This window comes from Micromonospora sp. WMMA1947, assembly GCF_027497355.1.
GTDB lineage: Bacteria > Actinomycetota > Actinomycetes > Mycobacteriales > Micromonosporaceae > Micromonospora.
In genome coordinates this window covers 5,875,383-5,898,995 of record NZ_CP114909.1, presented here as the reverse complement: position 1 = coordinate 5,898,995, position 23,613 = coordinate 5,875,383, and the positions used below count along the sequence as shown (strand labels likewise).

The following is a 23,613-nucleotide window of genomic DNA, read 5'->3' as shown; positions in this document are numbered from 1 at the left end:
ACACACCTGATGGCTCGTCGTACCCGGCTGGACGCCGAACTCGTCCGGCGCGGGCTGGCCCGCTCCCGGGAGCAGGCCGCCGCGCTCGTGGAGGCCGGTCGCGTCCAGCTGCGCGGAGTGCGGGCGCGCAAGCCGGCGGCGATGGTCGACCCGGCCGATCCGCTGCTGGTCACCGGCGAGGACCCGGCCGACGAGTACGTCTCCCGGGGCGGCCACAAGCTGGCCGGCGCGCTCGCCGCGTTCGCCCCCGGCGGGCTGACCGTCACCGGCCGGCGCTGCCTGGACGCCGGGGCGTCGACAGGTGGTTTCACCGACGTGCTGCTGCGCGGCGGCGCCGCCGAGGTGGTCGCCGTGGACGTCGGCTACGGGCAGCTCGCCTGGTCGCTGCGGACCGACGAGCGGGTGCGGGTGTTCGAGCGCACGAACGTGCGTACCCTCACGCCGGAGGCGATCGGCGGCCCGGTCGACCTGACGGTGGCCGACCTGTCGTTCATCTCGCTGCGGCTGGTGCTGCCCGCGCTTGCGGCGTGCACCGGGCCCGGCGGTGACCTGGCGCTGATGGTCAAGCCGCAGTTCGAGGTCGGCAAGGAGCGCGTCGGCGCCGGCGGCGTGGTCCGCGACCCGGCGCTGCGCGCCGAGGCGGTGCTCGACGTGGCCGCGGCCGCTGCCGGGCTCGGCCTCGGCCTCGCCGACGTGGCGGCCAGCCCGCTGCCCGGGCCGAGCGGCAACGTCGAGTTCTTCGTATGGTTGCGCGGGGACGCGCCCGCCGCGGATCCGGAGCGGGTCCGCGCGGTGGTGGCCGCCGGCCCGCAGGGCGCCGCCGCGACGGCGGCCACGACCGAGGAGGTGTCCGGGTGAGCCGTACCGCGCTGCTGGTCACGCACACCGGCCGTCGACGCAGCACCGAGCACGCCCGCGCGGTGGCCGCCGACCTGATCGCCGCCGGGTTCGAAGTACGGGTGGTGGCCGAGGAGGCCGACGACCTGGACCTGCCGGGCGTGGTGCCGGTGACCGGCCCGCAGGCCGCCGAGGGCGCCGAGATCGTGTTCGCGCTCGGCGGGGACGGCACGTTCCTGCGCGCCGCCGAGCTGGCCCGCCCGACCAAGGTGCCGCTGCTCGGCATCAACCTGGGCAAGGTCGGCTTCCTCGCCGAAGCGGAGATCGACGACCTGGACACCGCCGTGCGTGACGTCGTCGACCGCAACTACACGGTGGACGAACGGCTCACCCTCGACGTCACCGCCGAGTTCGAGGGCGGGCCGACCATCGAGTCGTGGGCGCTCAACGAGATCAGCGTGGAGAAGGGCGAACGCGCCCAGATGCTGGAGCTGCTCGTCGACGTGGACGGCCGGCCGCTGTCCCGGTACGGCTGCGACGGCGTGATCTGCGCGACCCCGACCGGTTCGACGGCGTACGCGTTCTCCGGCGGCGGGCCGGTGGTCTGGCCCGAGGTGGAGGCGCTGCTGCTGGTGCCGATCAGCGCGCACGCGTTGTTCAGCCGCCCGTTGGTGACCGCGCCCACGTCGACGTTCGTCATCACCGTCGACCCGTTCACCACCCTGGCCGTGCTCTGCTGCGACGGGCGGCGCGTCTACGACCTGCCGCCCGGCGCCAGGGTCACGGTGCGCCGGGGCACGCTGCCGGTGCGCATCGTGCGGCTGCGGGCCCGTCCGTTCACCGACCGGCTGGTGGCCAAGTTCGACCTACCCGTCCAGGGCTGGCGGGGCAACCGTCGCTGACCAGCGGCTCAGCGAAAATCTCCGTTCGGCCCACCGGTCCCGGCGCCGGCGCGCGTTACGGTTGGCTACGGGCCGCGATGAGGTGAGTCCGGGCGCGGCGGTGAGGCCCGCCGCTTCCCGGATGCGGCCCACCTGTCGCGGGCTCGGCCAGGGGGTGGTCGGGGCCGCGACGGTCGGGACGCCGGAGCGTCGAAGCCGGCCGCGGCGGGCGGACCGGCACGCCGCGTCCGGTCGGGTGTCGACCCCGGCCGGGCCGACAGGTCGCAGGGCCGCCGCCGGAGGAAGCGGCGGCACGCGAGCTGGGCGATGCGGTCTCCGGCGTCCCGGCCTCCACTGCGTCGTGCTCGTGTCCACCTGGCGACATGTCGCCGGTGCGGCGGCCCGTACCCGGTGACCGGGTGGCGGACGCCGTCGCAGACTCCGATCGCCGGCCCCACGAGGCCGGCCTCGGAGTAGAGGAGCGTCACATGCACCGGTTCCCCCGCTGGCTCGCCGCCGGCGCGGCCGGGGCGCTTGTGGTCGGGCTCGCCGTACCGGCGTCCGCCGTCCCGCCCGCCCCGCCTGCCGGCCCGCCCCCGGGCACATCAGCCCCGGGCGCGCCGCCCGCCCGCATCACACTGATCACCGGCGACCGGGTCGAGCTGGTCCGGGCCGCGCCGGGCCGGATCGCCGCCACGGTCCACCCCGGACCGGGCCGTGACCGGATCGTCTTCCAGACCACGCAGGTCGACGGCGGGCTGCGGGTGCTGCCCGCCGACGTCGTGCCGTACGTGTCGGCGGGCGTGCTCGACCCGGACCTGTTCGACGTGCAGGAACTGGCCGAGCAGGGCTACGGCGACGCGGCCCTCGAGGAGTTGCCGCTGATCGTGCGCTACCGGGAACCGGCCTCCGGGCGGGTGCGCCCGCTCGCCGTCGCCGCCGAGTCCCGTCCGCTGTCCAGCATCAACGGCGCCGCGCTGCGCGTCGGCAAGGACGACCTGGGCGCGCTGTGGACGTCCCTGCGGGAGGCGCCGCAGGCGCGCGCCGAGGGCGCCGGACCGGTCCGGCTCGGCGCGGGCGTGGAGCGCGTCTGGCTCGACGGGCGGGCCCGGGTGGCGCTGGAGCACAGCGTCCCGCAGATCGGTGCACCGGCCGCGTGGTCGGCCGGCCGCGACGGCGCCGGGGTGCGGGTCGCGGTGCTCGACACCGGTGTGGACGCCGGCCACCCCGACCTGGCCGGCCGCATCGCCGAGGCGCGCGACTTCACCGGCGGCGGCAGCGCCCGCGACGGCCACGGCCACGGCACCCATGTGGCGGCCACCGTCGCCGGCAGCGGCGCGGGCTCCGCGGGGCTGCGCAAGGGCGTCGCACCGGGCGCGCGGCTGCTGGTCGGCAAGGTGCTCGACGACTCCGGCTCCGGCTACGACTCCGGCATCATCGCCGGCATGGAGTGGGCCGCGCGCTCCGGCGCGAAGGTGGTCAGCATGAGCCTCGGCGGCGCGCCCACCGACGGCACCGACCCGATGAGCCAGGCAGTGAACGACCTCACCGCCGAAACCGGCGCGCTGTTCGTCATCGCCGCCGGCAACGACGGTGAGCCGCGCAGCGTCGGTGCGCCCGGCGCGGCCACCGCCGCGCTCACCGTCGGCGCCGTCGACCGCGACGACGTGCTCGCCGACTTCTCCAGCCGCGGCCCGCGCCTGGGCGACAACGGCCTGAAGCCGGAGATCACCGCGCCCGGCGTCGGCATCGTCGCGGCCCGCGCCGCCGGCACCTCGATGGGTACGCCCGTCGACGACGCCTACACCCGCGCCTCGGGCACCTCGATGGCCACGCCGCACGTCGCGGGCGCCGCCGCCGTCCTGGCCCAGGAACACCCCGGGTGGACCGCCGCGGACCTGAAGGACGCGCTGGTGAGCACCACCCGGCCGAGCACCGGCGCGACGGTGTTCGAGCAGGGCTCCGGGCGGGTCGACGTGGCCCGCGCGCTAGGCCAGCGGGTGTACGGCACGGCGACCGCCGACTTCGGCCGGCTGACCACCGGCGGGCCGGCCGCGACCCGGACGGTGCGCTACGTCAACGGCACGGCCGGCGCGCAGACGCTGCGTCTGGCGCTGGAGTTGCGCAACCTGGACAGCGGCGCGGCCGAGACCGACGGCCTGACGCTCGACGCCGCCACGGTGACGGTGCCGGCCGGCGGCGGCGTGGACGTGCCGCTGCGCGCCGACCCGGCCCGGCTGGACCGGGGCCCGCACGGTGGGTGGCTGGTGGCCACCGGCGCGGATGGCGTGACGGTGCGTACCGCGGTCGGGCTCACGCTCAGCGGCCCGCAGCACACCGTGACGCTGCGCGCGCTCGACCTGGCCGGGCGGCCCGGATCGGCGCCGGTGGTGACGCTGTTCGGCGAGCACCCGGAGTCGGACGCGCTGGGCTGGCTCGGCGTCGGCGACGAGTGGCGGATCCAGGTGGAGGAGGGGCCGTACCTGCTGCACGCGCTGATCGAGCACGGCGCGCCGCTGGACGAGCAGCTCACCCTGGTGACCGACCCGGAGCTGATCGTGGACCGGGACCTCACCGTGGTGCTCGACCCGCGGCGCGGCACGCCGGTACGGATCGAGACGCCGAAACCGTCCGAGCAGCGGGCGATCCTCAGCTTCTACCAGCACCGGGTGTTCGGCAACGGCCGGCAGGTCGACCACGGCGTGATGACGTTCAGCACGGTGCAGCAGCTCAACGTCACGCCGACCCGGCCGGTGCGCCGCGGCGAGTTCGAGTTCTCCTCGCGTTGGCAGCTCGTCGCGCCGATGGTCGACATCGACGTCAGCGGCGTGTCCGGCGCGCTGGACGTCAACCTGATGGGCCAGTCACCGGCCCCGGCCGGGCGGCAGCGGCTGCGCCTGGTCGCCGCCGGCACCGGCGCACCGGGCGAGCTGGCCGGGGTGCGGGGCGCGGCGGCGCTGCTCACCGCGTCCGCCGACCGGTCCGAGGAGGAGCAGGTGGCCGCCGCGGCGGCAGCCGGCGCGAAGGCGGTGCTGATCGTCCGGCCGGCGGACCAGAGCGCGTGGACGGTGTGGCGTCCGACCGGGGACCGGCTGCCCGCGCCCGCGCTGGCGGTGGCGTACGACGACGGGCAGCGGCTGCTCGCGGCGGCGCGTACCGGCCGGGCCCGGATGGATCTCACGCTCACCGTGGACAGCCCGTACCTCTACGACGTGTTCCAGGTGTCGAAGGGCCGGGTGCCGGAGCGGATCACCCACCGGGTCACCGCCGCCAACACGGCCGAGGTGACCGCGCGATACGGCCACACCGGCGGGCTGGACTGGGCCACCGAGCAGCGCTTCGGGTGGCGGCCCTGGCAGGAGTTCTCCTGGAACGACGACCAGCGGATGGTGCGTACCGGGACGACCCGCCGGGAGTACGTCAGTTCCGGCGACTCGTGGTGGCAGCACCGGGTGCTGCACCGGCTGATGTTCTCGAACATGGGGACGCTGACCGGCGGCCTGTCCGACCGGCCCCGGCGCTACGCGGCCACCGACCGGACCACCGAGTCGTGGCACGCGCCGCTGGTGCGTCCCGCCGTGCCGGCCGGCGCGGCCGGGCCGAGCCGGACCGGCGACACGCTCGACCTGCGGGTGGCCGAGTTCGTCGACGCCGACGGTCACGCCGGCGTGGACAACCGGTCGGAGGAGCAGGACACGGTGACCCGCCGGGTCAGCCGGGACGGCCGGCCGATCGCCGACCTCTCCGCCGGCTGGGCGCCGGTGCCTGCCACCGCGGGTCCGGCCCGCTACCGCCTCGACGTGACCACGGCCCGGTCGTCGGCCCAGTGGCGGTGGGCCACCCGTACCGAGACCGCGTGGGAGTTCACCTCGGCCCGCCCGGCCGGCGACGCGGCCCGGCCGCTGCCGCTGCTCCAGGTCGACTACCGGGTACCGGCCGACCTGCGCGGCGAGGTGCCCGGCAGACGGAAGCACACCGTCGGGCTGACGCTGCGCCACCCCGCCGGCCTGCCCGCGCCGGCCGGCACGACGGTACGCGCGGAGGTGTCGTTCGACGGCGGACGCACCTGGCGCAACGCGCCGGTACGCGGCTCCGGCACCCGGTTCACCGCCGAGGTGCCGGCCGGGCGCGGCACGGTGTCGCTGCGCGTCTCGGCACGGGACCGGGCCGGCAGCACCGTCACGCAGACCGTGATCGACGCGTACGGGCTGCGGTGAGATCCCGGGGCGGGGCGGTCCTGGGGCCGTCCCGCCCCGGCCCCGGTCAGATCCAGCCGCGCCGGGCGGCCTGGAACGCCAGCCCGGGCCGGGTGTCCACACCGGCGGCGGCCATCAGGTCGGCCAGCCGCCGCTGCACGGTACGCCGGCTCACCCCGAGCTGTGACGCGATCGACTTGTCCGGTACTCCGGCCACGAACAGCGACAGCAGCCGCACCTCGTCGCCGTCGGGCTGGTAGCCGGTCGCGGCCCGGTCGCCGGAGGGGCCGAGCGGCGTCGCCATCAGCCAGTGGCTCTCGAAGAGCGCGACCAGCGCGTCCAGCAGTTGGCTGCGGCCGATCACCGCGGCGGTCGGCTCCCCGCCGTCACGGTCGGGCACCAGCGGGCAGACCGCGGTACGACCGTCCACGACGGCCAGTCGCACCGGCAGCCGGTCCAGCACCCGGGCCTGCTCCCCGGCGCGTACGCCCCGCTCGACGTCGGCCAGCGCGCCCGGCTCCAGCAGCATCGCGCGTTCGTAGATGGCCCGGTAGCGCACGCCCCGGGCGAGCGCGTCGAACTCCTCGACGTTCTCCGGTCCCGGCATCGCCAGCGGGTTCGCCCGGCAGAACCAGAGCACCTCCTCGCGCGCGCCGTTCTGCAGCTCGCGCAGCCGTTCGCGCAGCGCCCGCGCGCCGGTGACCACCTCGACCAGGTGCGCGGCGTCGTGGCGGCGCATCCCGGCCCGGTAGTCCTCGGCGAGCCGGCTGACCGCGGCGCGGGCCGACTCCAGCGCGGACTGGCGGCGCAGCAGCGCCTCGCCGAGCGGCACGTCCGGCGCGAGCGGCCGCAGCGGGGCGTCCGGCTCCGGCCCGGTCGGCAGCACGAGACCCTTGTCCCGCAACGTGTCCAGCCGGGCGGCGACCTCCGCGCGCGGCCGGCCCAGCCGCTGCGCGAGTTCACCGATCCGGGCCGTGTTCGCCCGCACCAGGCTGCGGTAGAGCTCCTCCTCGTCCGAGGTCAGGCCGATCTCCTCCAGCACGGGGCTGAACTGTACGGGTGCCCGCGCCGCGACCTGCCGGCTGGTCAACTGTCACACGGCGGGGCTACTGTCGGGTGCTGTGCTGGAAGAGCTGCGCATCACCGGACTGGGCGTCATCGAGGACACCACGCTGCCGCTGGCCGCGGGGATGAACGTCATCACCGGCGAGACCGGCGCCGGCAAGACCATGGTGGTGACCGGCCTCGGCCTGCTCTTCGGCGGCCGCGCCGACGCCGGCCGGGTGCGCGCCCAGCCGGGCCGCGCCGTGGTGGAGGGCCGGCTGCGCCTGGGCGGCCGGGTGGCCGAGTCGGTGCACGCCCGCATCGTCGACGCCGGTGGCGAACCCGACGAGGACGGCTCGCTGCTGCTCAGCCGCACCGTGACCATCGAGGGGCGCTCCCGCGCGCACCTGGGCGGGCGGTCCATGCCGGTGTCCACGCTCGGCGAGGTCGGCGAGCAGGTGCTCGCCGTGCACGGCCAGTCCGACCAGCTGCGGCTGCTGCGCCCGTCCGAGCAGCGCGCCTCGCTCGACCGGTTCGCCGGGCCGGAGCACGAGAAGCTGCTCGACGCGCTGCGCGAGACGTACGCCCGGTGGCGCACCGTCGTCGACGACCTGGCCGACCGGCGGCGCAACGCCCGCGAGCGCAACCAGGAGGCCGACCTGCTGCGCCTGGGCCTGGACGAGATCACCCGGGTCGACCCGCAGCCGGGGGAGGACGACGAGCTGAAGGCCGAGGCGCAGCGGCTGGAACACGCCGAAGGGCTGCGCACCGCCGCACAGGTGGCGCAGCAGTGCGTGGCCGGCGGCGAGGTGACCGACGAGACGCCGGACGCGACGGCGCTGCTGGGCACCGCGCGGCGCACGCTCGAGGCGCAGGCCGGCACCGACCCGGCGCTGGGCGAGCTGGCGGCCCGGCTGGAGGAGGCGGCCACGCTGGTCACCGACGTGGCCGCGGAGCTGTCGGCCTACCTGGCCGCGCTGGACGCCGACCCGGCCCGCCTGCAGACCGTCTACGAGCGGCGGGCCGCGCTGCGCGCGCTCACCCGCAAGTACGCCGACGACGTCGACGGCGTGGTGGCGTGGGCCGAGCGGGCCCGCACCCGGCTGTCCGATCTGGACACCTCCGACGAGCTGCTGGACGAGCTGGACCGCGAGGCGACCCGGCTCGCCGGTGAGGTGGCCGACCTCGCCGGCCGGGTGTCGGCGTCCCGCCGGGAGGCCGCGGTCCGCTTCGCCGAGGAGGTCACTGTCGAGCTGGCCGGGCTGGCCATGCCGCACGCCCGCATCGAGGTGGCGGTGCTGCCGCGCCCGGCGGGCCGGTCCGAGCCGAGCCTGCCGGTCAACGGCGTGGAGACCGGCGTCGGCGCGGACGGCGCCGACGAGGTGGAGCTGCGGCTGCTGGCGCACCCGGGCGCGCCGGCGCTGCCGTTGCAGAAGGGCGCGTCCGGTGGCGAGCTGTCCCGGGTGATGCTCGCCATCGAGGTGGTCTTCGCCGGTTCCGGCGGCCCGCCCACGCTGGTGTTCGACGAGGTCGACGCCGGTGTCGGCGGCCAGGCCGCGGTGGAGATCGGCCGCCGGCTGGCCCGGCTGGCCCGCAGCCACCAGGTGCTGGTGGTCACGCACCTGCCGCAGGTCGCCGCGTTCGCCGACCGGCACCTGGTGGTGGCCAAGGACACCGGGGGAGCGGTCACCACCAGCGGGGTGCGCGTGGTGGAGGACACCGAACGCGCCCGGGAACTGGCCCGGATGCTCGCCGGTTTGCCGGACTCGGATCTGGGTATCGCCCATGCCGAGGAACTCCTGGCCGTGGCGGCCAAGGAAAGGCGTCCGTGATACCCCGATTGTGAGCGCAAGCACACCGGCACGCGTTCCGGTGTGCTTCCCTGGGTAGGCGGCCCTGCTCAGGCATGTCGCGACAGCAAAACCTGCCTCACATGCCAGGATGGTCACGATGCGTCTACCCATACTGCGCCGGAGCCGGAACCCGGAGCCGGGCTCCATCGTCGGCACCGCACGCCTCGACCGCCGGACGAAACGGCTGGTCGGGCGGCTGCGGCCGGGCGACATCGCGGTCATCGACCACGTCGACCTGGACCGGGTGGCAGCCGACTCGCTCGTCGCGGTGGGTGTGGCGGCGGTCCTCAACGCCAAGCCGTCGGTCTCCGGCCGCTATCCCAACCTCGGTCCGGAGGTGCTGATCTCGGCCGGCATCCCGCTGCTGGACGATCTCGGTGAGAGCGTCTTCGAGCAGGTCCGCGAGGGCGACCGGGTCCGCATCGAGGGCAACACCGTCTTCGCCGGCGAGGAGCCGGTCGCGCACGGCACGTTGCAGGACGCCGAAACCGTGGCCAAGTCGATGGCCGACGCCCGGGAGGGCCTGTCGGTGCAGTTGGAGGCGTTCGCCGCCAACACGATGGACTACCTGCGGCAGGAACGCGACCTGCTGCTCGACGGCGTCGGCGTACCGGAGATCCAGACCCACATCCAGGGCCGGCACTGCCTGATCGTGGTGCGCGGCTACGACTACAAGGCCGACCTGGACGTGCTGCGCCCGTACATCAGGGAGTTCAAGCCGGTGCTGATCGGCGTCGACGGCGGGGCCGACGCGCTGGTCGAGGCGGGCTACACGCCCGACATGATCATCGGCGACATGGACTCGGTCACCGACGACGTGCTGCGCTGCGGCGCCGAGGTGATCGTGCACGCCTACCCGGACGGGCGGGCGCCGGGCCTGGCCCGGGTCAACGGGCTCGGCGTACCGGCGATCACCTTCCCGGCGGCGGCCACCAGCGAGGACCTGGCCATGCTGCTCGCCGACGAGAAGGGCGCCTCGCTGCTGGTGGCCGTCGGCACCCACGCCACCCTGGTGGAGTTCCTCGACAAGGGGCGCGGCGGCATGGCGTCGACGTTCCTGACCCGGTTGAAGGTGGGCGGCAAGCTGGTCGACGCCAAGGGCGTCAGCCGGCTCTACCGGCAGAGCATCTCCGGGTCGTCGCTGCTGCTGCTGGTCCTGTCGGCGGTGGCCGCGATGGCCTCCGCGGTGGCGGTCTCCACCGTCGGGAAGGCGTATCTGGGCGTGGTCTCCGAATGGTGGGACAATTTCGTGTTCCAGCTCGGCCAGCTCTTTTAGCTCCCCGACGATCAAGAGGCTGCAAGCGTGATCAACTTTCGCTACCACGTGGTGTCCCTGACCGCGGTGTTCCTGGCACTGGCGATCGGCCTGGTGGTCGGCACCGCCGCCCTCAACGGCCCGGTCGCCGACTCGCTCCGGGAGAACGTCAACGGCCTGCGCAAGGACAACTCGTTGATGCGCCAGTCGGTCAACAGCATGCAGAAGCAGCTGGAGACCGAGGAGGAATTCGCCGCCGAGATGGCCCAGCTCGTCCTGCCGGGCAAGCTGACCGGCCGCCGGGTGCTGGTGCTCACCCTGCCCAGCGGCCGGGACCAGGCCGACGGCGTGGTGAAGATGCTCCAGACCGCCGGCGCCGACGTCACCGGCCGCATCGACGTGCAGGACAAGTTCGTCAACCCGGACAGCAACAACAACCTGCTGGAACTGGCGGTCACCGCGGCCCGGCCGAACAGCGCCCCCACCGGCAACCTGCCCGGCAACGGGCACGGCGTGGAGACCTCCAGCGCCCTGCTGGCGAACGTCCTGGTCGACCGCCCGGCCGGAAGCCCGCCGGTCAGCGAGGCCGACCGGCGCGCCGTGCTGGAGCAGTACGCCACCGCCGGGTACCTCACCCCGGCAGACAAGATCTCCGCCGCCGCCGAGGCGGTGGTGATGGTCACCGGCCAGCCGTACGTGGACAAGGACTCCGCGAAGAAGGACGAGTCGGTGGTGAAGATCGCCGAGCAGTTCGACCGGGCCGGCGCGCTCGTGGTCGCCGGCATGGGCTCGACCGGCGGGAACCTGGTCTCCGTGGTCCGCGGCGACCCGGTGCTGTCGCAGACCATCTCCACCGTCGACAACGCCAACACCGTGCAGGGCCAGCTGGGCACCAGCCTCGCCCTGGCGCAGCAGCTCACCGACAAGAAGACCGGCCAGTACGGCGTGGGCGACAACGCCACCTCCCGGGTGCCTACACTGCCCCGGTGACCCTGCGGGCCGCCCGGTCCGTGCCGCGTCGCGTTCGAAGTCCGGATCGAGGAGGTCCCGTGAGACTGGGTCGGCTGCTCGCTGTGGGCGCGGGCGCGCTGGCCGCCCGCTACGTGCTGCGCCAGACGCGCACGTCGCCGGGCGGGCCGGCGCTGGAGCGCACCAACTACCGGGGCCGCACCGTGACCCTGGCCGCCGGTCCGGCCCTGGCCGTCGGCGCGGCCACCGGAGCCGCGCTCGGCGCCGGTAGCGCCCCGGCCGGCGCCGCCGCACTCGTCGCCGGGCTCGGCGCGGGCGCTGTCGGCCTCTACGACGACGTGGTCGGCGCGCGCCCCGAGCAGAAGGCCGCCAAGGGGTTCGCCGGGCACCTCGCCGCGCTGCGCGAGGGTCAGGTCACCGCCGGGATGGTCAAGGTCGCCGGGGTGGGCGTGGCCGGGCTGGGCGCCGCCGCGCTGCTCGCCGCCGACCGGCGGGTCGCCGCGCACCCGCGCCGCCGGCGGGCCGGGGCGTTCGGCCGAGGGCTCGACGTGCTGCTCGGCGCCGGCGTGGTGGCCGGCACCGCCAACCTGGTCAACCTGCTCGACCTGCGGCCCGGCCGGGCGCTGAAGTCCGGCATGCTGCTCGGCGCGCCGCTGACCACCGGCCCGTACGGCGGCGTCGCGGCGGGCGCGGTGGGAGCGTCGGCCGCGCTGGTCGGCGACGACCTCGGTGAGCGGGTGATGGTCGGCGACAGCGGCGCCAACGCGCTCGGCGCGCTGCTCGGGGTGAGCCTGGCCGCGCGTACCGGGCCGCTGGGCCGGGCCGGTGTGCTGGCCGTGCTCGCCGCGCTCACCGCGGCCAGCGAGAAGGTCAGCTTCACCCAGGTCATCGCGTCCACGCCGGGGCTGCGGCACCTCGACGAGCTGGGCCGGCTCCCGGACTGACGTGACGAAACCGGCTCCTCTCGCCGCCGCCGGCCGGGTCGCCGGGGCGGCCGCCCTCATCGCCGTCCTCACCGTGCTCAGCCGGCTCGCCGGCTTCGGCCGTACCGCCGTGTTCACCTGGATGCTGGGCCCGACCGATCTCGGCGGCGCCTACCTGGTGGCCAACTACGTCCCGAACTTCATCTTCGAGATCGTCGCCGGCGGGGCGCTCGCCAGTCTGGTCGTACCGCTGCTGGCCGGCGCCGTCGAGGCGGGTGACCGGCGCGCGGTGGCCGCCACCACCGGCGCGTTGCTGACCTGGACGCTGAGCCTGCTGGTGCCGCTGGCGGTGCTGCTGGCGGTGTCCGCCGACCCGCTGCCCGGCCTGATCGGAAACGGTCTCAGCGAGGCCCAGCAGGCGTCCGGCGCGCGGATGCTGCGGGTGTTCGCGCCGCAGTTGCCGCTGTACGGCGTGGGGATCGTGCTGACCGGCGTGCTCCAGGCGCACCGCCGCTTCGCCTGGCCGGTGATCGCGCCGCTGCTGTCCAGCGTCACGGTCATCGCCGTCTACCTCGGTTTCACCGCTGCCGAGGGGCGGCTGGCCACGATCGGGGAGGCCGGTCGCGGCGGCGAGCTGCTGCTGTCTGCCGGGACCACGCTCGGCGTGGTGGTGCTCTCGCTGTCGCTGCTGATCCCGGTGCGCCGGCTGCGGCTGCGGATTCGTCCGGGCTACCGCTTCCCGGCCGACGCCCGCGCCCGGGTCGGCGGTCTGGTGGTCGCCGGGGCGGTCACCGTGGCCGCCCAGCAGATCGCCCTGGTGGTCGCGCTCAACCAGGTCACGTACGGCCGCACCGCCGACGTCAGCGTCTACAACCTCGCGCAGACCGTCTACTTCCTGCCCTGGGCGGTGCTGGCGGTGCCGCTCGCGGTGGCCGCGTACCCGACGCTCGTGGCGGCGCGGGCCACCGGCGACGAGCGCGCCTACCGGCAGACGCTGGCCCCGGCGGTACGCGGGGTCGTGCTGCTCAGCCTGCTCGGCGCCGCCGCGCTCGTCGGCACCGCGATCCCGGTCGGGCACTTCTTCTTCTCCGATCCCCTGGACGCGCGCACCGCGGCGGCCGGGATCGCCGGGTTCGCGCCCGGCCTGGTCGGCTACGGCCTGTTCGCGGTCCTCACCCGCGCGCTGTACGCCCGGGGCGAGACCCGCGCGGCCACCGTCGCCACGGCGCTGGGCTGGCTCAGCGTGCCCGCGCTGGCCGTGGTGGCCGCCCAGGTGGCACCGCTGGCCGACCGGGTGCTCGCGGTGACGCTGGCGACCTCGGCCGGCATGCTGCTGCTCGGCGCGCTGCTGATCGCCGCGGTCCGGCGGGCCGCCGGCGGCGAGGCGCTGGCCGGGGCCGGCCGGGCCGGCGCCGCCGGGCTGCTCGCCGCCGTCGTCGCCGCAGCCGGCGGGGCGGCCGTCGCGGCGGGACTCGCCGGGCTCGGTGACGGCACCCCGACGACACCGTGGGCCCTCGCGCAGGGCATGCTGTCCGGGGTCGTGGTCGGTGTCCTGTTCCTCGCCGTCGCCTGGCTGACCGACGCTCGCGACCTGCGGCCGCTGCTCGCGACCGTGACCCGCCGGCTACGCCGGCGACGCCCGGCCGGCGGGGACGACGGCCCGCCGGCGCAGCAGCACCCCGGCGAGCGGGGTGACGGAAGGGAGACCGTTTCCTCATGACGGACGCCTCGCCGGCACCGCGCTGGCCCGGGTCGGTGGCCCTGGTTCTCGCCTCCAGCACCGGCGGGGTCGGGCAGCACGTCCGCTCGATCAGCCGGGGGCTGACGGAGGCCGGCGCGTCCGTGCTGGTCTGCGGCCCGGCCGCCACCGAGGAACAGTTCGACTTCACCGGGGCCGGAGCGCGGTTCACGCCGGTGGAGATTCCGGCCAGCCCCACGCCGGGCGACGCGCGCGCGGTCACCGCGCTGCGCCGGGCGCTCGCGGACACACCGGTCGACGTGGTGCACGCGCACGGGCTGCGCGCCGGCCTGGTCGCCGCGCTCGCCCGGCCCGCCGCGCCGCTCGTGGTCACCTGGCACAACGCGGTCCTCGCCGGTGGCCTGCGCGGCGCGGTGTCCCGGCTGGTCGAGCGGGTCGTCGCCCGGTCCGTGCGGGTCGCCCTGGGCGCCTCCGCCGACCTGGTCGACCGCGCCGCCGCGCTCGGCGCCGCCGACGCCCGCCTGGCCCCGGTCGCCGCGCCGGCGCTGCCCGCGCCGCGCCGCCGCCGCGCGGCGGTACGCGCCGAGTTCGACGTGGCCGCCGACCGTCCGCTGATCCTCTCGGTGGGCCGGCTGCACCCGCAGAAGCGGTACGACGTGCTGATCGACGCCGCCGCCCGCTGGCGGACCCGCACCCCCGCCCCGCTCGTCGTGATCGCCGGCAGCGGTCCGGCGTACCTGCCGCTGGCCGCCCGGATCTCGGCCGCCCGCGCGCCGGTGACGCTGCTCGGGCATCGTACCGACGTGGCGGACCTGCTGGGCGGCGCCGACCTGGCGGTGGTGACGAGCGACTGGGAGGCCCGCCAGCTGTTCGCGCAGGAGGCGCTGCGGGCCGGCGTACCGCTCGTCGCGACCGCCGTCGGCGGGCTGCCGGACCTGGTCGGAGACGCGGCCGTGCTGGTGCCGCCCGGCGACGTGGACGCGATCGACGCGGCGGTGCGCGACCTGCTCGACGACCCCGTACGCCGGGACGACCTGGCCCGTCGCGGCACGGCGCGGGCCGCGACCTGGCCCACCGAGGCGGACACCGTGGCCGCGCTCGCCGGCCTCTACGCCGAGCTGACACCCCAGCTCTCCACCGGGAACCGCTGATGCTGCGCAGACTGACCCCGGTGCTGCTGACCCTGGTCGTGGTGGCGCTGGGCATCACCGCGCTGTCCGCCCGCCCGGACGACGGCGCGTCCCGGCCGAACGCCGACTACGTGGTGCTCGTCGGCGCGGCGGGCCTGCGGTGGGACGACGTCGACCCGGAGAACACGCCGACACTGTGGCGAATGGCCGAGCAGGGCGCGATCGGGTCCCTCTCGGTACGTTCCGCGCACCGCCCCACCTGCCCGGTCGACGGCTGGCTCACGCTCGGCGCGGGGAACTTCGCCGCCTGGCCCGGCACCCGCCCGGGCGGCGGCTGCCCGGCCACCGCTGTCACTGTCGAACGGCCCGACGGCATCGGCGCGAACCTGCCCGACCAGCCCAGCGCGGTCGTGCACAACCAGGAGCAGCTGTCCTGGGGTGCCACACCCGGCGCGCTGGCCGAGTCGGTGCGCTGCTCGGTGGCGGTCGGGCCGGGCGCCGCCGTGGCCGCCGCCCGCCCGTTCGGCCGGGTCGACAGGTACGCGCCCACGCTCCCCGAGAACCCGGCGGAACTGCTCGGCTCCTGCGTGCTGAGCATCGTCGACGTCGGCACCGTCGACGACGACGACCCGGCCGCACGGGCCGCGCAGGCACGGCAGGCCGACGCCCGGCTGGCCCGGGTGCTCGCCGCCCGGCCACCGCGGTCGCTGGTGCTCGTCGCGGGCGTGTCCGACACCGAATCCCCGGCGCGGCTGCACGTCGCGATCGCCGACGGACCGGGCTGGGAGGGCGGCTGGCTGACCTCGCCCAGCACCGCCCGGTCCGGCTACCTGCAACTGATCGACCTGGCCCCGACGGTGCTCGCCGTGCTCGACAAGCCGATGCCGGAACGGGCGTTCCTCGGGCGGCCCGCGGTGACCGTCGACGACCGGCCGGACGACCTGCGGGCCGCGATCGAGGCGCCCGCCGACGCGGACCGGGAGGCCGCCGCCCAGCGCCGCGTCGCCGGCTGGTTCTTCACGCTGCTGGCCGCCGCGCAGCTGGCCCTCGCGGTGGCGGTGCTGCCGCTGCTGCGCCGCGCCCGCCGCCTCGCCGGCCCGCACGGGCCGGAACCGGTGTCCCCGCGCATCGTCGCCGTGGTGGAGCTGATGCTGATCGCCGCCGCGCTCGCCGTGCCCGCGGCGCTGCTCGCCGACGCCGTGCCCTGGTGGCGCGGGGACCACGCCGGGCTCTGGTACGCCTCGGTGACCGCGCTGCTGATCGTCGGCGGCACCGCCCTGGTCCGGTTCAGCCCGGGGCACGAGCGCACGCTCGGCCCGCTCGGCGCGGTCGCCGGGCTGGCCACGCTCGTCGTCGGCGTGGACGTGCTCACCGGCTCCCGGTTGCAGCTCAACGGCGTGGTCGGCTACTCGGCGCTGGAGGGCGGCCGGTACGCCGGGCTCGGCACCGTCGGGCTGGGCGTGTTCATCGCCGGGGCGCTGCTGTGCGGCGGCTGGCTCGCCCAGCGGTTCCGCAAGGGCTGGCGGCCGATGGTGATGGTGACTGTCGGCGGGCTGGCCGTGGTGGTCGTGGGCAGCCCGTACCTGGGCGCCGACTCGATCGGCGCGATCGCGCTCACCGCCGGGGTGAGCGTCGCGGCCGCGATCTGCAGCGGCGGCTGGCTCACCGTGAGCCGGCTGGCCTGGGCCACCATGGCCGCGCTGGCGGTCACCGTCGGCTTCGCCCTGGTCGACCTCGGCCGTCCGGCCGACGAGCGGGGCAGCCTGGGCCGGTTCCTGGCCGCTGTGGGCGACGGGACCGGCGGGCTCACCGTGCACCGGTCCAGCAGCGCCAACATCCAGACGCTGGTGAACAGCCCGCTGACAGTGCTGGCCCTGGCCGGGGCCGCGCTGGTCTGGCTCGCGCTGCTCCAGCCGTGGGGCGGGCTGCTGCGGCTGTTCGGCATCTACCCGGCGATCCGGGCGGCGATGGCCGGCACCGGCGTGGCGGTCGGGCTGGGCGGTGTCCTCGGCGGGTCGGCGCTGGACGTGGCGGGCGCGGCGGCGGCGCTCGTGGTGCCGATGGCGGCCTTGGCGGCGCTGCGGGTGCTCGACCACTCCACCGACCGTACGGTGCCCGACAGCGGGCGTGGCGGCGGCGAGACGGGCGCGGTCCCACCGGGCGGCCCGGACAAGTCCTCCAGGGGCGGCGCGGCCGGCGACGCCCCGGCCGGCGACGGTGCGGGTGGTGGTCGGCCGGCTGCCGGCGACCCGGGGGAGGCCGGGGAGCCGGTCGGACCGGACGGCGCGGACTCCGCCGGCACGGAGGCGCCGGACGGGCCGCGCGCCGCCGGCACGGCCCGCGGGGCGCGGGTGCCCGCGCAGCCGACCCCGGCGTCCTCGGAGATCCCCGCCGGCTGACCCCGCCCGCGCGGCCCGCCAGGTCTGCCGCCCCGCCGGCTCGGGGAGGTGGCGGGGTCGAGGCCCGGCGGAAGGCACCACATCGGCGAGGTGGGGTCGATCAAGGGCCGGCACCGGCCCCACATGCGCCGACAGCGAGTGCGACGCCGGCTCACGGTCCGGATGGTGTTACCGTGGAATCCCGTGGATCGCGTGATCACTCTGCTGATCGGCACGGCGGTTCGCACGACCGCTACGGACGACACGGGAGCAGGCCTTGGCCCCTACAGCACGGACGACCAGGCACATTTTCGTCACCGGGGGCGTCGCCTCCTCGCTGGGTAAGGGCCTCACCGCCTCCAGCCTCGGCAGTCTGCTCACCGCGCGCGGACTGCGCGTGGTGATGCAGAAGCTCGACCCGTACCTGAACGTCGACCCCGGCACGATGAACCCGTTCCAGCACGGCGAGGTCTTCGTCACCGAGGACGGCGCCGAGACCGACCTCGACGTCGGCCACTACGAGCGGTTCCTCGACCGGGACCTCTCCGGCAAGGCCAACGTCACCACCGGCCAGATCTACTCGGCGGTGATCGCCAAGGAGCGGCGCGGGGAGTACCTCGGCGACACGGTTCAGGTCATCCCGCACATCACCAACGAGATCAAGGCCCGCATCCGCGGCATGGCCGACCCGGACGCCGACGGCCAGGTACCCGACGTGGTGATCACCGAGGTCGGCGGCACCGTCGGCGACATCGAGTCGCTGCCGTTCCTGGAGTCGATCCGGCAGATCCGCCACGACCTGGGCCGGGACAACTGCTTCTACCTGCACGTGTCGCTGGTGCCGTACCTGGCGCCGTCGGGCGAGCTGAAGACCAAGCCGACCCAGCACTCGGTGGCGCAGCTGCGCAGCATCGGCATCCAGCCCGACGCGCTGGTCCTGCGCTGCGACCGGGAGATCCCGGACAAGGTCAAGGAGAAGCTGTCGCTGTACTGCGACGTCGACCGGGAGGCGGTCACCGCCGCCCCGGACGCGCCGAGCATCTACGACATCCCGAAGGTGCTGCACCGGGAGGGCCTCGACGCGTACGTGGTGCGCCGGCTCGGCCTGTCGTTCCGCGACGTGGACTGGACCCGCTGGGACGACCTGCTGGAGCGGGTGCACCAGCCCCGGCACACGATCACCGTCGCGCTGGTCGGCAAGTACGTCGACCTGCCCGACGCGTACCTGTCCGTGAGCGAGGCGATCCGGGCGGCCGGGTTCGGCCACCGCGCCCGGGTACAGCTCAAGTGGGTGCCCAGCGACGACTGCGTGACCCCGGCGGGCGCCGCCGCCGCGCTGGCCGGCGTCGACGGCATCGTGATCCCCGGCGGTTTCGGCGTCCGCGGCATCGAGGGCAAGGTCGGCACCGCCCGGTACGCGCGGGAGAACGGCATCCCGCTGCTGGGCCTCTGCCTCGGCCTGCAGTGCATGACCATCGAGGTGGCCCGCCACCTGGCCAACCTCGACGGGGCGAACTCGCTGGAGTTCGACGAGGAGGCCGTGCACCCGGTCATCGCCACCATGGCCGACCAGGAGGACATCGTCGCCGGGCGCGGCGACCTGGGCGGCACCATGCGGCTCGGGGCGTACCCGGCGAAGCTGGCGGAGGGCTCGATCGTCGCCGAGGCGTACGGCAGCACCGAGGTCAGCGAGCGGCACCGGCACCGGTACGAGGTGAACAACGCCTACCGGGACCAGCTCACCAAGGCCGGGCTGACCATCTCCGGCACCTCGCCGGACGGGCGGCTGGTCGAGTTCGTCGAGCTGGACCGCAACCTGCACCCGTTCTTCGTGGCGACCCAGGCGCACCCGGAGCTCAAGAGCCGTCCCACCCGGCCGCACCCGCTGTTCGCCGCGTTCGTCGGCGCCGCCGTGGCGTACTCGCAGGCCGACCAGCTGCCGGTGGACCTGGACGGCGCGTCGAAGAAGCCCGGCCGCGGCGGTGGCGCGAAGGCGCCGGCCAAGTGAGCGGCGTCGAGCACCGGTACGAGGTGACCGGCCACCGGGCGATCTGGTCCGGCCGGATCTTCTCCGTGGTCAGCGACGACGTCACCATGCCCGGCGGCGGCAGCGCGACCCGGGACTACGTGCGGCACGTCGGCGCGGTCGCCGTGGTGGCGCTGGACGAGGCCGGTCAGGTGGTGCTGATCCGCCAGTACCGGCACCCGGTCGGCCGGCACCTGTGGGAGCTGCCCGCCGGGTTGATGGACGTCGGCGGCGAGGACCTGGCCGCCGCCGCGCTGCGGGAGCTGGCCGAGGAGGCAGACCTGACCGCCGGGCGCGTCGACGTGCTCGTCGACCTGCACAGCTCGCCCGGGTTCACCGACGAGGTGGTGCGGGTCTTCCTGGCCCGCGACCTGGCCGACGTGCCGGCCGAGCAGCGGCACGACCGGCACGACGAGGAGGCCGACCTCCAGGTGGTCCGCGTCGACCTCGACGAGGCGGTGCGGATGGTGCTGGCCGGTGAGATCACCAACGCGTCCTGCGTGGCCGGGCTGCTCGCCGCCGCCCGCGCCCGGGACACCGGCTTCAGCGAGCTGCGCCGCCCCGAGGCGCCGCTGCCGCGCTGATCCGGGACGGACGACGAAGGGGCCGCGCGGTGCGACGCACCGCGCGGCCCCTTTCGTGTGTCTGCGCTCAGTCGCGCAGCGGGCGGCCCTGCCCGTCGACGCCACCGTTGACGAGGATCAGGATGCCGTCGACGAGGCCCCAGATCGCGCCGATACCGCACGTCACGAGCGTGACGATGAGCTGGATGACACCGGTCTTGGTGTCGCCCATGTAGAACCGGCCGATGCCGAAGCCGCCGAGGAGGATCTGGAGCACACCCGCGACGACCTTGCTCTTGTCCGAGACGCCCTGCGGGTACTGCTGGTAAGGAGTGGTCATGAGCGGACACAATAGTGATCCACTCGCGTCCTGTCGGCCCCGGCACCCCGGTCGTGGAAGGATATTTACCGAACTCTGTCCTGTCGGCTGATGGCGTCTCCACCGGCCAGCCTGCGGCATGCCTGACACACCGTCAGCACCAGCGGGCACCGGATGTCACAGTGTCGCCGTCCGTGGGCTTCCCACGGTTCTAGACTGCCGCCGGCGGGACCGGTGTACCGCGCCGGCAACGGAGCCGGCGCGGCGCCGCGCAGTCGGGGGTGAGCAGCCCCGGAGGAAGGTGTCTGCATCGTGAAGGTCGGAATCCCCCGCGAGGTCAAGAACCACGAGTACCGGGTGGCGATCACGCCCGCGGGCGTCAACGAGTTCACCCGCCACGGCCACGAGGTCTTCGTGGAGGCCGGCGCCGGAGTCGGTTCCAGCATCACCGACGACGAGTTCGCCGCCGCCGGCGCGAAGATCCTGGCCACCGCCGACGAGGTGTGGGACACCGCCGAGCTGGTCCTCAAGGTCAAGGAGCCGATCGCCGAGGAGTACCACCGGATGCGCGAGGGGCAGGTGCTCTTCACCTACCTGCACCTGGCCGCCTCCCGCGAGTGCACCGACGCGCTCGTCGACCGCAAGGTCACCGGCATCGCGTACGAGACCGTCGAGCTGCCCGACCGGTCGCTGCCGCTGCTCGCCCCGATGTCCGAGGTGGCTGGCCGGCTCGCCCCGCAGGTGGGCGCCTTCTACATGATGCGCACCGGCGGCGGGCGCGGCGTGCTGCCCGGCGGCGTCTCCGGCGTCTACGCCGCGAAGACCGTGGTCATCGGCGCGGGCGTGTCCGGCCTCAACGCCGCCGCCATCGCGCTGGGCCTGCAGTCCGAGGTGCTGCTGCTGGACAAGAACGTGGCCCGGCTGCGCCAGGCCGACGCCATCTACCGCGGTCACCTGCAGACCGTCGCCTCGAACGCGTACGAGATCGAGCGGGCCGTCCTCGACGCGGACCTGGTCATCGGCGCGGTGCTGGTGCCCGGCGCGAAGGCCCCGAAGCTCATCTCCAACGAACTGGTCTCCCGGATGAAGCCGGGCAGCGTGCTCGTCGACATCGCCATCGACCAGGGCGGCTGCTTCGAGGACTCGCGCCCGACCACGCACGCCGACCCGACCTACAAGGTGCACGACTCGATCTTCTACTGCGTGGCGAACATGCCCGGCGCGGTGCCGAACACCAGCACCTACGCGCTGACGAACGTCACCCTGCCGTACGCCCTCGAACTCGCCAACCAGGGCTGGCAGCAGGCGCTGCGCAACGACCCGGCGCTGGCGCTGGGCCTGAACACCCACGCCGGCAAGGTCGTCTACGGCCCGGTCGCCGAGGCGCACGGCATGGACGTGCTGCCGCTGGACGAGGTGCTGAGCTGACCGACGCCGCCGTGCGCGCGGCCGGCGCGGAACCCGCGCCGGCCCTGCGCCGTGCGGTCCGGACCTACCTGGACCACCTCACCGTCGAACGCGGCCTGTCCGCGAACACGCTCGCCTCGTACCGCCGCGACCTGGACCGCTATCTCGCCACCCTGGCCGCGGCCGGGGTGGACGACCTGGCCGCGGCCGGGCCCGCGCAGGTCGAGGCCCACCTGGCCCGGCTGCGCGCGGGCGACGACGACCACCCGCCGCTCGCCGTCTCCTCCGCCGCCCGCGCGGCCAGCGCGGTACGCGGCCTGCACCGTTTCGCGCTGCGCGAGGGACTCACGGGCGCCGACCCCAGCCGTGACGTCCGCCCGCCCGCGCCGCCGCGCCGGTTGCCCCGGGCGCTGCCCGTCGACGCGGTCCTGCGGCTGCTGGCCGCCGCCGGCCTGCCCGGCGCCACCGGCGACGCCGCCGCCCGCGCGCTGCGCGACCGGGCGCTGCTGGAATTCCTGTACGGCACCGGCGCGCGCATCTCCGAGGCGGTCGGCGCGGCGGTCGACGACCTCGACCTGGACGCCGGCACCGTGCTGCTGCGCGGCAAGGGCGGCCGCACCCGGCTGGTCCCGGTCGGCGGGTACGCGGCCGACGCGCTGCGCGCCTGGCTGGTCCGGGGCCGCCCGGCGCTGCTCGCCGCCGGACGCGGCACCCACGCGGTGTTCGTCAACGCGCGCGGCGGCCCGCTCACCCGGCAGGGCGCCTGGGTCGTGCTGCGCACCGCCGCCGCCCGGGCCGGCCTGCCGGTCGACGGACCCGACGCGGTCTCCCCGCACACGCTGCGCCACTCGTATGCCACCCACCTGCTCGACGGCGGCGCGGACGTGCGCGTGGTGCAGGAACTCCTGGGCCACGCCTCGGTGACCACGACCCAGGTCTACACACTGGTGACGGTGGAGCGGCTGCGCGAGGTGTACGCGACCGCCCACCCCCGGGCTCGCTGAGCGCCGGCGTCGTGAGGCCCGGCTGACGGGCGGCCGACACGCCGACCCGCTACCGAACGCGCTGCTGGCCGGTGGCGTACAGTCGGCATCGGCGCGGGCCTCCAGGTGCGACGGACCGGAGGTGCGCAGCGGCGCCGCGAGGGACGTCGGACGGCTCCGACGCCGGGTGGTCGTCGGGAGGGGGCAACGAGGACATGGCAGGAAACGGTGACCGTGCCGAGACCTGGACGTCGGAGCTCCGTGAGCAGCAGGCGACGCTCGGCGCCGATCTGGGCCCCGCCGACCCGGCCGCGTACACCATGCGCAAGCCGATCCCGGAACCCATGCCGACCGACCGGCACGGCCCCGCGCGGATCATCGCGATGGCCAACCAGAAGGGTGGCGTCGGCAAGACCACGACGACCATCAACCTGGGTGCGGCGCTGGCCGAGTACGGCCGCAAGGTGCTGCTCGTCGACTTCGACCCGCAGGGTGCCCTCTCCGTCGGCCTGGGCGTCAACCCGCACAACCTGGACCTGTCGGTCTACAACCTGCTGATGCAGGACGACGTCACCGCCGAGGACGTCCTCATCAAGACCGACGTGGCCGGGCTGCACCTGCTGCCCGCCAACATCGACCTCTCCGCCGCCGAGATCCAGCTCGTCAACGAGGTCGCCCGGGAGATGGCCCTGGCGCGGGTGCTGCGCACCATCCGCAAGGAGTACGACTTCATCCTGATCGATTGCCAGCCCTCGCTGGGCCTGCTGGCGATCAACGCGCTGACCGTCGCGCACGGCGTACTCATCCCGCTGGAGTGCGAGTTCTTCAGCCTGCGCGGTGTCGCGCTGCTGCTGGACACCATCGACAAGGTGCGGGAACGGCTCAACTTCGACCTGGAACTCGAAGGCATCCTCGCCACCATGTACGACAGCCGCACCACCCACTGCCGCCAGGTGCTGCAACGCGTGGTCGAGGCGTTCGGCGACAAGGTCTACCAGACCGTCATCACCAAGACGGTGAAGTTCCCCGAGTCCACGGTGGCCGGTGCCCCGATCACCACCCTCGACCCGGCCTCCTCCGGCGCGCGCAACTACCGGCAGCTCGCGCGGGAGGTCATCGCCGCCCAGGCGGACCGGTAGGGCGCACGCCG

The 23,613-nt window shown here is 75.2% G+C and carries 17 protein-coding genes; 15 read left to right on the top strand and 2 right to left on the bottom strand.

What is annotated here, in order from left to right; all coding sequences use genetic code 11:
- Positions 1-9: 9 nt before the first annotated feature.
- From O7604_RS27640 to O7604_RS27630, 3 genes are all read left to right on the top strand, one after another.
- Positions 10-858 (top strand): TlyA family RNA methyltransferase, encoded by an 849-nt coding sequence (locus O7604_RS27640; protein ID WP_269700394.1) that lies wholly within the window; start codon positions 10-12, stop codon positions 856-858.
- Positions 855-1,739: an NAD kinase gene (locus tag O7604_RS27635; RefSeq protein ID WP_269700393.1), complete on the top strand. Its 885-nt coding sequence runs from the start codon at positions 855-857 to the stop codon at positions 1,737-1,739. Before O7604_RS27640 ends, O7604_RS27635 begins: the two co-directional genes overlap by 4 nt.
- A gap of 467 nt (positions 1,740-2,206) precedes the next feature.
- Complete coding sequence (locus O7604_RS27630) at positions 2,207-5,935, top strand: S8 family serine peptidase (RefSeq protein ID WP_281578293.1); 3,729 nt, start codon at positions 2,207-2,209, stop codon at positions 5,933-5,935.
- A gap of 46 nt (positions 5,936-5,981) precedes the next feature.
- On the opposite strand, the gene O7604_RS27625 is transcribed toward O7604_RS27630, so the two are convergent.
- Complete coding sequence (locus O7604_RS27625; protein ID WP_269700389.1) at positions 5,982-6,956, bottom strand: helix-turn-helix domain-containing protein; 975 nt, start codon at positions 6,954-6,956, stop codon at positions 5,982-5,984.
- Positions 6,957-7,035: 79 nt separating this feature from the next.
- On the opposite strand from O7604_RS27625, the gene recN reads away from it, so the two are divergent.
- The 9 genes from recN to O7604_RS27580 all read left to right on the top strand — a co-directional run bounded on the left by recN (position 7,036) and on the right by O7604_RS27580 (position 19,775).
- Positions 7,036-8,790, top strand: coding sequence for a DNA repair protein RecN (gene recN, locus O7604_RS27620; RefSeq protein ID WP_269700387.1), 1,755 nt, complete (start codon positions 7,036-7,038; stop codon positions 8,788-8,790).
- A 118-nt stretch (positions 8,791-8,908) separates the two neighbouring features.
- On the top strand, positions 8,909-10,087 hold the full coding sequence (gene steA / locus O7604_RS27615) for a putative cytokinetic ring protein SteA (RefSeq protein WP_269700385.1): 1,179 nt from the start codon (positions 8,909-8,911) through the stop codon (positions 10,085-10,087).
- Positions 10,088-10,114: 27 nt separating this feature from the next.
- A complete protein-coding gene (locus O7604_RS27610; RefSeq protein ID WP_269700383.1) occupies positions 10,115-11,056 on the top strand; it encodes a copper transporter in 942 nt (313 codons plus the stop codon).
- Between the two features lie 59 nt (positions 11,057-11,115).
- A complete protein-coding gene (locus O7604_RS27605) occupies positions 11,116-11,979 on the top strand; it encodes a hypothetical protein (protein WP_047894135.1) in 864 nt (287 codons plus the stop codon).
- 1 nt (position 11,980) lies between these two features.
- Complete coding sequence (locus tag O7604_RS27600; RefSeq protein ID WP_281578292.1) at positions 11,981-13,678, top strand: lipid II flippase MurJ; 1,698 nt, start codon at positions 11,981-11,983, stop codon at positions 13,676-13,678.
- On the top strand, positions 13,675-14,808 hold the full coding sequence (locus O7604_RS27595) for a glycosyltransferase family 4 protein (RefSeq protein WP_281578291.1): 1,134 nt from the start codon (positions 13,675-13,677) through the stop codon (positions 14,806-14,808). Before O7604_RS27600 ends, O7604_RS27595 begins: the two co-directional genes overlap by 4 nt.
- Positions 14,808-17,186: a hypothetical protein gene (locus O7604_RS27590; RefSeq protein ID WP_269700377.1), complete on the top strand. Its 2,379-nt coding sequence runs from the start codon at positions 14,808-14,810 to the stop codon at positions 17,184-17,186. The genes O7604_RS27595 and O7604_RS27590 overlap by 1 nt, the downstream gene beginning before the upstream one ends.
- 256 nt (positions 17,187-17,442) lie before the next feature.
- On the top strand, positions 17,443-19,173 hold the full coding sequence (locus O7604_RS27585) for a CTP synthase (protein ID WP_269700375.1): 1,731 nt from the start codon (positions 17,443-17,445) through the stop codon (positions 19,171-19,173).
- A complete protein-coding gene (locus tag O7604_RS27580; RefSeq protein ID WP_269700373.1) occupies positions 19,170-19,775 on the top strand; it encodes an NUDIX hydrolase in 606 nt (201 codons plus the stop codon). The genes O7604_RS27585 and O7604_RS27580 overlap by 4 nt, the downstream gene beginning before the upstream one ends.
- Before the next feature lie 67 nt (positions 19,776-19,842).
- Here O7604_RS27580 and O7604_RS27575 read toward each other — a convergent pair whose 3' ends face one another.
- Complete coding sequence (locus tag O7604_RS27575; protein ID WP_332367293.1) at positions 19,843-20,214, bottom strand: TM2 domain-containing protein; 372 nt, start codon at positions 20,212-20,214, stop codon at positions 19,843-19,845.
- Positions 20,215-20,385: 171 nt separating this feature from the next.
- On the opposite strand from O7604_RS27575, the gene ald reads away from it, so the two are divergent.
- The 3 genes from ald (at position 20,386) to O7604_RS27560 (ending at position 23,602) form a co-directional block, all read left to right on the top strand.
- The gene (gene ald, locus O7604_RS27570) at positions 20,386-21,501 is read left to right on the top strand and encodes an alanine dehydrogenase (RefSeq protein WP_260032712.1); all 1,116 of its coding nucleotides are present in this window, start codon (positions 20,386-20,388) and stop codon (positions 21,499-21,501) included.
- A gap of 11 nt (positions 21,502-21,512) precedes the next feature.
- A complete protein-coding gene (locus tag O7604_RS27565; protein WP_269700371.1) occupies positions 21,513-22,484 on the top strand; it encodes a tyrosine recombinase in 972 nt (323 codons plus the stop codon).
- A 194-nt stretch (positions 22,485-22,678) separates the two neighbouring features.
- Positions 22,679-23,602, top strand: coding sequence for an AAA family ATPase (locus O7604_RS27560; protein WP_013285595.1), 924 nt, complete (start codon positions 22,679-22,681; stop codon positions 23,600-23,602).
- The last annotated feature ends 11 nt before the right edge of the window (positions 23,603-23,613 follow it).